Below are 8,018 nucleotides of genomic sequence, written 5' to 3'. Positions count from 1 at the left end.
CCCTATCTCTCCGCCACATTCTGGAAGTTGGGTTGTAAAGCCGGATTTCACAAGAATTGGAGCGGTAGTTCAGTTGGTTAGAATACCGGCCTGTCACGCCGGGGGTCGCGGGTTCGAGTCCCGTCCGCTCCGCCAATACAACGAAGCCTCGACAGAAATGTCGGGGCTTTTTTGTATCTATCAGATTCCAAGAGGGGGACTCTCACGAGCCATGCGGCTTGAGTCCCGCTGGAGCGCCAGCCCGGCCGTTCCGCCAACGATTTAAGCCTGATGCGAAAGCGTCAGGCTTTTTTCTTATCCGCGCCCCAGAAAGTGCTGCGCACTTTGGGCCGCGTCCGGGAGCCCGGCGCGCTCTAGTCCGTCCGCTCCGCCAACACAACAAAGCCCTGCAGGAAACTGCGGGGCTTTTTTGTATCTCAAAATCCCACTCACTTGAGCTTTTTCGGAACTTTTCACATCAAATAGCTGCCTGAATAACAAGGGAAGCGACACATGTCGTTACACAGGATGAGGTATCCAACCTTTACATCTCGCGGCTGTCAGGGAACAATTCAACAAAGCCAGAAAAATAACATGGCGCTTTAAACTGGAAGATTATGAGTAATACCGAAACCAAAAAGCCGAACGCACTGTTCGAAATTGTCTTTAACGTATTTTTGCCTTCGTTCATTTTGATGAAGTTCAGCGGCGAAGAACACCTCGGCACCGTGATGGCGCTGGTGGTGGCGCTAGCCTTCCCAGTAGCTTACGGCGGTTTGGAACTTGTTCGTAGCAAGAAACTGAATCTGATTGCGGCGCTGGGCTTTGTGAGTGTGTTGCTGACCGGCGGGATTGGGCTGCTTGAGCTGGATACGCAATGGCTGGCGATTAAAGAAGCCTTGATTCCTGGTGTGATTGGTCTGGCGGTATTGATTTCCACTTTCACGCCTTATCCGATTGTGAAGAAGCTGGTTTTTAACGATACCCTCCTGAATCTCGAACTCATTAAAGAGCGTCTTGCACAAACCAACAACACGGATGCGTTTGATCGCTGTCTGACCATTTCAAACTATCTTTTCGCCAGCACGTTTGTGTTCTCTTCCGTGATGAATTATTTCCTCGCAACCTGGATTGTGACCAGCCCAGCAGGCACGGTGGCGTTCAACGAAGAGTTGGGTAAGATGACGCTTTACAGCTACCCAATGATTGCGATTCCAAGCACATTGATGATGTTGGGTATTTTCTACTATGTGTGGCGTCAGGTGCGAGCGATGACGTCACTGGAAACAGAACAAATCTTCCACTTGAAGTGAGTTCAGCTCAAAGTTACATCGACAAGCCCGGCACTTTAGCCGGGCTTTCTCGTTTTAGTTTTATTCAAATCAACCTCTTGCGCCTGTTTTGTCATCAGGCCGCGAAATTTAACAAAAGTGATCATTGTCACATACGGTTTGGCTTTGCTATATTCCCCGCCCGGTTAAAGCGAGCGCTTTTCGTTAACGAATGGCGTGAACAACCAAGCTTTCAATCGGCTGCAAAATGGAAACTTGCCCCAAGGAACTGGGCCCAGCGTAACTGTGAGCATTGATACCCAAACAAATTACAACCTGTATCTCCAGGTCGTTTGGGTATATGGGCCTTTGATATTCGCCTTTGGGTAAGACAACATCTGCAGCCTCCTGCCATGTTGCCTTTGCCTGCGCGCGTCTTATCAAAACACGCCAAAATCCAGATACATAAGCAAGGTAACATAATGCAAATCATCTACAGCTTGGCCGGCGTATTGGCCCTGTTAGCGTGTGCTTACGCACTTTCAGACAGTCGTCGTGACATTAATTGGCGAACTGTTCTCGGCGCTTTCTCCCTTCAAGCCGGTTTTGCCGCGTTGGTTCTCTATTTCCCTCTTGGTCAATCTCTTCTCGGTTCAATCAGCAACGGCGTTTCAGGATTATTAGCTTTTGCGGACGAAGGTATTGGCTTCGTTTTCGGTGACTTAGCAAGTGGTAATTTCATCTTTGCTATCCGCGTTCTTCCTCTTATCATCTTCCTTTCTGCCATCATTTCTCTTCTCTACTACCTCGGTATCATGCAATGGCTAATCAAAGTGATTGGCGGTGCAATTCGACGTCTTCTGGGTACTTCTCAGGTTGAGTCTCTGGCTGCAACCAGCAACATTTTTCTCTCCCAGAGTGAGTCTTCACTGGTTATCCGCCCATTCCTTAAGAACATGACCCGTTCAGAGCTGTTCGCCATCATGGTAGGAGGCATGGCTTCTGTGGCTGGTTCAGTGCTTGGCGGCTATGCGGCGCTGGGTATCGAACTGAAATACTTGATTGCAGCAAGCTTTATGGCTGCACCAGGTGGACTGCTGATGGCGAAGATGTTGGTGCCAGAACGCGAAGTCGCGATTGAGCAGGAAAACATCGAATTGGAAAAAAGCGCCGACGTTAACGCAGTGGATGCACTGGCTTCCGGCGCGATGAACGGCGTGAAAGTGGCAGTGGCTGTCGGTACCATGCTGATTGCGTTCGTGAGCGTGATTGCGATGGTAAACGCAGGCTTTGAGATTGCGGGCTCTTGGTTTGGCTATGAAGGCCTGACATTGCAGCTGATCTTCGGCTACCTGTTCTCACCTCTGGCATTTGCAGCAGGCATTCCATGGAGCGAAGCACTGAATGCGGGAGCGCTGATTGGTCAAAAAACCATTCTGAACGAGTTCGTGGCATTTATGGACTTTGTGAACGTGAAGGATACCCTGTCTGAACATAGCCAGATTATCGTGACCTTTGCGCTGTGTGGTTTTGCGAACATCGGTTCTATTGCGATTAATCTTGGCTCTATCGGTGCGATGGCACCAGAGCGTCGTCAGGATGTGGCGAAGTTAGGTTTCCGCGCCGTTGTCGCTGCAACTCTTGCTAACTTGATGAGTGCTGCTTTGGCTGGCGTGTTTATCGCGTTATAAAAGCTAACCTTGTGACTTAGCCCGCTTGTAGCGGGCTTTGTTTTTCTTCTTCGAGAGAAGCTTTCAGCTCAACATCTTCTTTGTTGTCACTGATTCTCTCAAAGTGCGCAACATAGAATTGCAGGTCATCCCCTTCGCTATGCTGGGCTTTCATTCTTGCTTTCACGCGAACGCCGTATCCGGATTTGTGCCTGAGGCCCAACTCGCCTTCCCAGCGACCGCGCCCCAACAAAGACAACCAGATCTGAGTATGAAAGGACTTGTCTGACGGGTTTTCTGTCAAAGAGCGGGGCTTCTCGCCAATGATGTCTTCCGGTTTATATCCTAAAATCTCGCAAAACGCGGAATTCGCTCGGATAACGTGGCCTTTGGCGTCGGCTATCAGCATTGGAAACGCCAGTTCAAATGCCTGCGCATTCTGTCGTCGTTCTTCTTCCCGCGCTTTTTGCTTTGAAATATCGCGTATGTAAGAGACGAAGATGTAACCTGCTTTGGTTTTTGCTGAGGATATGGATATTTCAACGGGGAACTCGCGCCCACTTTTGCGCATTGCAGAAAGCTCAATTCTCTGGTCGAGCACCTGACCTTCACCGGTTTGCAGTAAGTGTTGCATTCCCATGATGTGGTTCTTTCGCATCCTTTCGGGAATGATGGTTTCTGCCAGTCTCAGTCCAAGAATTTCTTCTCTCGCCCAGCCAAAAAGCTGCTCTGCCGTCGGGTTGAATTCAATGATGGTATCTTGCTCGTCAACAACAACGATAGCGTCCAGTGATGCGCTGTATATTGCCTGGCTGCGTTCTTCGACTATCTGGGTTTGCTGGTAGGAAAACTCATGGTCCCGTAATGAGGACTGGAGCCTGTTGTAGCTTCGGTCCATCTTTTGCCTGAGATGATTGACTTCATTGACCGTCGTCTCGATCTCGTCCACGTTAAAGAGACTGAATTTTGCGCTTCCCTCGTCGCCATCACTCAGTCGATGAAGTTTGCGAAGCGGACGGGTAATGGAAAAAAGCAAAACGTAAATCACCACAATGGCCAATAAACCGATACCGCTGGTACCCCAAATCAGCACCTGACCGACAGGGGAGGCCATATTGTCAGAGTAATGATTGCGGTAGCCGACAATGACAGTACCGAGTTTTCCCTCATCGTTTTCAACTTCCTCAATCACAACAGTGATGCCATCCTCCGGCGTTTCCAAACTGCGGCTGTGTGCAATCAACGTGTCACCCTGGTCTATGGTCAGGTAGGTTAAATCTTCGTGGGCGACAAAGCGGTCTGTCATATCTCGAATAATGGTGTGATTTTTTTCTAGTAAGGGAATCTCAAAGGTGACAGACACGAGCTCGGCGAGTTCTTTTGCGCGGTAATTCATTTCTTCCTTGCGCGCATCAGCCAGATAACCAAATGCCAGTGTGATAAAGGCGAGGATGACAGCAGTAAAAAAGAACGCGGTAAAAAGAACCGCTCTGGCTCGGATATTCACACCTTCTCCCTGTTCTGAAAATGTTAAATCTGATCTAACTATAAGACATTTTGCCCAAACTACCTGATACGGCAGGGCTTCAATGAGGGAGGGAGCATGCGAAGGTCAACAGACCCGGAAAGTGACACTCCCAATACCGACAAAGTTGATAGCCGGTAAGGGAGAGTCAGAGGGATAGCTTAACAGCCCCTATAAGTGCTTACTCTTAAACACCAGCATTTTGTCGCGTGTCATTTCGTGCATTGAATACTGAATGCCACCCAGCCCGACGCCAGAAGCATCACGGCCGCCAAATGGCATCCAGTCGACGCGAAATGCAGTATGGTCGTTAACCATAACAGCCGTTGCGTTGAGTTGTTGGGTGACATTCAGGGCGTCTTCCAAATCATTGGTGAAAACCGCAGCTTGGAACGCATAAGGTAAGCCGTTCGCACGATCGATAGCAGTTTGCTTGTCGGCGTATGAGTAAACACAGACCACTGGACCAAAGATCTCCATTTGAGAGACGCGGACATCATCTGGCGGATTGAGCAGTACCGTTGGGGCGTAACAGGTGTCCGAGATTTTCTTGCCACCACAAAGCAACTCTGCACCGCCTTGCACGGCTTCCTGAACCCATTCATCAACACGATCGACTTCGCGAGGAAGAATAAGCGGACCGACTTCTGTTCCCGGATCCAGAGGATCGCCAACCTTCATTTTCTCAGCAGCCTGAGCCAGTCTGACTGCTAATTCACGACAGAATCCCTGCTGCGCATACACTCGCTGAACAGACACACAAACTTGCCCAGCATGGTAAAAACCGCCTTTGGCAAGCATAGGTACGACTTCGTCGATATTGGCGCTGTCATCCACAATCACAGGGGCGGCTCCACCATGCTCGAGTGCACAGCGTGTGCCCGGTGCGAGTTGCGAGCGTAGCATCCAGCCGACTTTTGCTGAGCCAATAAATGAAAGGAAGTTAATCCGAGGGTCAGACACCAATTTGCTAGACGCATCGTTGTCGCAAACCAATGCCTGGCACCAGCCTTTCGGCAAGCCAGCTTCGTGCAGGATCTCAACCAGTCTCAGGCAAGAAAGAGGCGTGGTGAGCGCGGGTTTCACAATCACCGGACAACCGACAGCCAGTGCTGGAATCACCTGATGCACGATAAGGTTGAGTGGGTGGTTGAACGCACTGACAGAAGCGACCACGCCAATAGGTTCACGAATCGTGAAGGCCAGACGGTTCACGGACGCCGCGGTTTGTCCCATTGGGATCTGCTCGCCTTTGATCTGCGGAATGTGTTCAATGGCCAGCTTTACACCGTTGATAGCACGAAGCACTTCCACTTTGGAGTCGATGTAAGGCTTACCACCTTCTTCCGCTGCCATACGGGTGAGAGATTCCACCTGTGATGACATGATTTCAATGGTTCTCTCCAGAATTTCAATGCGCTGATGAGGTGGCATCCATGCACTTCTGTCGAGAAACAGCCCGTGAGCAGTGGCCAGCGCTGTTTCTACATCGTCCGCTGTCTGCATTGGCAGCGACCGAATCAAACCGCCATCATAGGGGCGATAGACGTTCAGTTCAGACATAATGATGATTCTCTCCCTTTATCCGATTGAACGGCTTTCCTTGATAAGAACATTCAAAATGGAATGGTTCAGTGAGTAATCCACTGGCAAATCGATAAGGTGGACGCCCGGGGAATTCAGTGCATGTTTGAGAATGGACTGGAACTCGTCATGGCTATCTGGGCGGTGACCAATCGCGCCAAAACTGTTGGCGTATTTCACAAAATCAGGGTTACCGAAATCCAGACCAAAATTATCGAAGTCCATGCCTTCCTGCTTCCACTTAATCATGCCGTAGGCGCTGTCATTCAGAATGATCACCACCAGATCCAGACCCATGCGTACCGCGGTTTCGATTTCCTGCGAGTTCATCATAAAACCGCCGTCGCCGTTGACCGACACCACTTTCTTGTTGGGATAAAGCTGCTTCGCCACCATGGCTGAAGGCAAACCTGCTCCCATGGTTGCCAATGCATTATCCAGCAGCAGAGTGTTATTTGTGTGGCATTGATAGTTACGTGCAAACCAGATTTTGTATACGCCGTTATCGAGGGTAACGATGTCTTCATCGTCCAACTGATCACGTAGGATTTTCACCAAACGCTGGGGCAGAATAGGGAAGCGGCGATCTTCGAAGTATTTGGTCGTACGCTCATCAACATGGGCTTTGACACGGCCGAAGTAGCTCATGTCTTGCGACAGCTCACCGACTTTCTCTGTTAAGCGACCTACTGAAGAACAGATGTCGCCAACAACGTTAAGCTGCGGGAAGTAGACTTCATCCGTACGCGCTGCAAAGAAGTTGATATGAATAACTTTGGTGCCACCTTTTTCCATAAAGAACGGCGGTTTCTCAATCACATCGTGACCCACGTTGATAATCAGGTCGGCTTTTTCAATCGCACAGTGCAGGAAGTCATGGCTTGAAAGAGCAGCAGTACCGATAAAGCGCTCATGACGCTCATCCACCACACCTTTACCCATCTGAGTATTGAAGAAATAGATACCCGTTTTATCGATGAATTCTTTGAGAGCTTGGCTGGAACGTTTACGGTTGGCACCCGCACCAATCAGCAGAAGCGGCATTTTGGCTTTTTTGATCATTTCCGCCGCTTGGTCGAGGCATTTCTCGTTGGCATCGGGTCTGCGGTGCTCAACAACATCGAACACTGTCGCGGCTGAGTCTTCTTCTGCAATGTCCTCTGGCAGTTCCAGATAACCTGCTCCCGGACGCTCTTCCTTACACACGCGGAATGATTCGCGCACCATCGCAGGGACGTTATTGCCATCGACCACCTGCTCGGAGTATTTGGTAATTGGCTTCATGAGATTGACGACATCAACAATCTGGAAGCGGCCTTGCTTACTCTTACGAATAGGCTTCTGGCCACCCAACATGATCATTGGCATCGCACCGAGTTGCGCATAGGCAGCAGCAGTCACAAAGTTTGTTGCGCCAGGCCCCAGGGTTGAGAGACAAACACCAGGTTTACCGGTTAAACGGCCGTAAGTTGCCGCCATAAATCCGGCTGCCTGCTCATGTCGCGTCAGGATAAGTTCAATTTTGGAGTCTTTTAACGAGTTCAGAAAATCGAGGTTTTCCTCACCCGGAATGCCGTAGATATATTCGACACCTTCATTTTCCAGCGCGCGTACAAACAAATCTGAAGTTTTCATCGTTATCTCTCTTCTCGTTGGCTAATGACCTTGTGCTCCACGAGACGACTTCCAGACTTGTCTGCAACGTTCAATGTTAAGCAGAGAGAGTCTTCATCTCTTCGGTTATCAAAGTGATACACCTATCAATAACGCAAGGCTTTTTTCATCAGTGTAGTCACAACCTTGAGAAACTGGCTAAATGAGAAGGTTAATTGCGCCTTTCAGCGTTGAAGTTGCGTCTTTTGGCTGTGTGGTCTTGGGATTTTGCGTCATATACCACCGATGCGTTTAAAAAAGAGGCACTTAAACGCGAATGTGCAGAAAAGGGGTTTACAGCATTCCATCACCCCGTTAATATTCGCCGCACTTACG

General features: G+C 49.6%; 5 protein-coding genes and 1 tRNA gene. 3 read left to right on the top strand and 3 right to left on the bottom strand.

The genetic code is table 11. The features are described 5' to 3' along the window. The first annotated feature begins 58 nt into the window (after positions 1-58). From RN22_RS09835 to RN22_RS09825, 3 genes are all read left to right on the top strand, one after another. Positions 59-135 (top strand) — tRNA-Asp (locus RN22_RS09835). Between the two features lie 461 nt (positions 136-596). Further along, a complete protein-coding gene (locus RN22_RS09830; protein ID WP_002539120.1) occupies positions 597-1,292 on the top strand; it encodes a VC0807 family protein in 696 nt (231 codons plus the stop codon). A gap of 440 nt (positions 1,293-1,732) precedes the next feature. Further along, entirely contained in the window at positions 1,733-2,941 is a 1,209-nt protein-coding gene (locus RN22_RS09825; RefSeq protein ID WP_046304125.1) for a NupC/NupG family nucleoside CNT transporter, read from the top strand. 16 nt (positions 2,942-2,957) lie between these two features. Here the strand turns inward: RN22_RS09825 and RN22_RS09820 are convergent, their stop codons facing one another. From RN22_RS09820 to RN22_RS09810, 3 genes are all read right to left on the bottom strand, one after another. Further along, positions 2,958-4,427, bottom strand: coding sequence for a PAS domain S-box protein (locus RN22_RS09820; RefSeq protein ID WP_052737519.1), 1,470 nt, complete (start codon positions 4,425-4,427; stop codon positions 2,958-2,960). Positions 4,428-4,616: 189 nt separating this feature from the next. After that, positions 4,617-6,008: an aldehyde dehydrogenase family protein gene (locus RN22_RS09815; protein ID WP_046304124.1), complete on the bottom strand. Its 1,392-nt coding sequence runs from the start codon at positions 6,006-6,008 to the stop codon at positions 4,617-4,619. An 18-nt stretch (positions 6,009-6,026) separates the two neighbouring features. Next, positions 6,027-7,664 (bottom strand): acetolactate synthase large subunit, encoded by a 1,638-nt coding sequence (locus RN22_RS09810; RefSeq protein WP_046304123.1) that lies wholly within the window; start codon positions 7,662-7,664, stop codon positions 6,027-6,029. Between the last annotated feature and the right edge of the window lie 354 nt (positions 7,665-8,018).

The sequence above is a fragment of the Grimontia sp. AD028 genome, assembly GCF_000973155.1.
Taxonomy (GTDB): domain Bacteria; phylum Pseudomonadota; class Gammaproteobacteria; order Enterobacterales; family Vibrionaceae; genus Enterovibrio; species Enterovibrio indicus.
The sequence above is the reverse complement of the archived record's forward strand: the minus strand, read 5'-3'. Positions and strand labels throughout refer to the sequence as shown.